Source organism: Rhizobacter sp. P2_H2 (assembly GCF_056403375.1).
In genome coordinates this window covers 1-2,544 of sequence record NZ_JBFUFP010000807.1, presented here as the reverse complement: position 1 = coordinate 2,544, position 2,544 = coordinate 1, and the positions used below count along the sequence as shown (strand labels likewise).

Annotated in this window: 2 protein-coding genes; both read right to left on the bottom strand. The window is 71.9% G+C overall.

Translation table 11 applies throughout. From position 1 onward, the window contains the following. Positions 1-1,788: ABC transporter permease (locus AC1D15_RS26625; RefSeq protein ID WP_477828364.1), on the bottom strand; the 1,788-nt coding region annotated here is incomplete at its 3' end. A gap of 4 nt (positions 1,789-1,792) precedes the next feature. Next, positions 1,793-2,506 (bottom strand): ABC transporter ATP-binding protein, encoded by a 714-nt coding sequence (locus AC1D15_RS26620; RefSeq protein ID WP_477828363.1) that lies wholly within the window; start codon positions 2,504-2,506, stop codon positions 1,793-1,795. Positions 2,507-2,544 lie beyond the last annotated feature (38 nt).

The following is a 2,544-nucleotide window of genomic DNA, read 5'->3' as shown; positions in this document are numbered from 1 at the left end:
GTCCATGTAGGCGTTCAGCCCCATCATCTCGCGCACCGTCGCGCCCACCACCAGCTCGAGCGTGCGCTCGCGGCCTTCCAGCACCTCCACGCGAACCCGGTCGCCCACGCGCAGCGCGAGCTTGTCGGCCAGCCGGTCGGTCAGCACCAGCCCGCGGCCGTCGAGCACCGTCTCGCGGCCATCCGCATCGATCGCGCGGAACAGCTGCCCGCGCGGCGCGTAGCCGCGGATCAGGCTGCGCTCGCGGCGGTGCCCGTTGATGAAGTTCACCGCGACGAAGCGCGTCGACTCCACGTCGCGCACGCCCGGCAGGTGCATCAGCTCGCGGCGCGCACCGTCGCCCACCGCCTCGGCCGCCCACACGGTGATGTCGGTGCGCATGCTCAGGTTGAACTGGCTGTCGACGATCACGTCGATCGCGTCGCGGAAGAAGTTGCCCAGCACGACGATCGCGACCGCCGCCGCGACGCCGGCGACCGACAGCCCGCTGCGCAACGGCCGCCGCTCGATGTTGCGCACGATCATGCGCAGCGCCGGGTTCATGCCGCGCACGCCCAGGCGCTCGAGCAGCGTGCGGCGGTAGTGGCCGGGCGCCGGCGGGCGCATCGCTTCGGCGGGCGCCAGCCGCACCGTGGCGGCGATCGCGTTCAGCGTTCCGGCCACCGCCGTCGCCACCGTGATGCCGATGCTCACCACCAGCAGCCACGGCGCGATCACGTGCTCGAAGCTCGGGAAGCGGAACAGCTCGGCGTACAGCCCGGTCAGCAGCGTGCCGAGCACCTTGCCCAGCAGCACGCCGAGCACCAGCCCGGCCAGCACGATCGCCATCACCAGCTTCAGGTAGTGCAGCCCGATCGCGCGGTTCGGGTAGCCGAGCGCCTTCAGCGCCGCCACCTGCTCGCGCTGCGTCGACACCAGCCGCGTCACGACCACGTTGAGCAGGAACGCGGCGACGCCGAGGAAGATCGCCGGCAGGATGGTGCCGAGCACGCGCTGCTCCTTGATCTCGTTGTCGAGCATCAGGTGCGAGGGCTGCTCGTCGCGGCCGTTGGCCTGGCGGCCGCCGTAGGGCGAGAGCCGGCGCGACAGCCCGTCGATCACCGCCTCTTCCGATGCCCCCGGCGCGAGCCGCACCGCGACGCGGTTGAAAGCGCCGCGCATGTCGTAGGCGGCGGCCAGCGTCTCGCGTTCGATCCAGAAGATGCCGAAGCCGCGCGTGTCGGGCATGCCCCACAGGCCGGCGAAGATGTACTCCGGCGACAGCGCGGTGCCCACCATCACGATCGTGCGGCGGCGGCCGTTCAGCTGCACCTGCAACTCCGATCCCGGCACCAGGCCGCGCGACTGCGCGAAGCCCTCGGAGACCAGCGCCTCGATGCGCTCGTCGCCCGCGGCCACCGCCGCCGGTGCGCGGCCGCTGCTGACGAGCACGCGGTTCATCGCGTCGCCGGCGCGCCGCGGCAGGCCGATCAGCTGTCCGAGCACCGGGTCGGCCGAGCCGGGCACCTCGACGCGCGCCATTTCCTCCAGCGTGGTCTGCACCTGCGCGACGCCGTCGATGCGGCTGAGTGCATCGACCGCTGCGTCGGGCGCGCGCTTGACGGTGGCGAACACGTCGGCGAAGCGGCCCTGCGCATAGAACCGGTCGCGCGCCAGCGCCAGCGAGTCGACGGCCGACAGGCTGGTGATGAAGCCGCCGATGCCGCTGGCCACCACCAGCGCGATCGTCAGCGCCTGGCTCCACATCAGGCGCAGGTCGCGCAGCAGCTTGCGGTCGAGGGCCTTCATCGCGTCACCACGTCAGCTCGGACGGCTGCAGCTTGTGCGCGTTGGCTTGCACCCGCAGGATGCGGCCGTCGCCCAGCGTGACGACGCGGTCGGCCATGCCGGCGATCGCCGCGTTGTGCGTGATCAMGATGGCGGTGGTGCCGAGTTCGGCGTTGATGCGCGCGATGACCTCCAGCACCAGCTTGCCGGTCTGGTAGTCGAGCGCACCGGTCGGCTCGTCGCACAGCAGCACGTCGGGACGCTTGACGATCGCGCGCGCGATCGCCACGCGCTGCTGCTCGCCGCCGGAGAGCTGGGCCGGGAAGTGATCGCGCCGTGGCGTGAGCCCGACGCGCGCGATCGCGTCGTCCACCGGCATCGGGTCGCGCGCGATGTCGGTGACGAGCGCGACGTTCTCGCGCACCGTCAGGCTCGGGATCAGGTTGTAGAACTGGAACACGAAGCCGACGTGCTCGCGCCGGTAGCGGGTCAGCGCCGCATCGTCGGCGGCGCTCAGTTCCTCGTCGCCGAACCAGAGCCGGCCGGTGCTCGCGACGTCGAGCCCGCCGAGGATGTTCAGCAGCGTCGACTTGCCGCTGCCCGACGGCCCGAGCAGCACGATGAACTCGCCGCGCCGCACCTGCAGGTCGACCGCGCGCAGCGCCTCGACGCGCACCTCGTCGCTGCCGTAGGTCTTGGTGATCTGTTCCGCGCGGAACACGCAGGCGGGGTCGTTCATCGCTGGTGCACGTAGGTGCCGGGCGCGGCCTCGCCGGC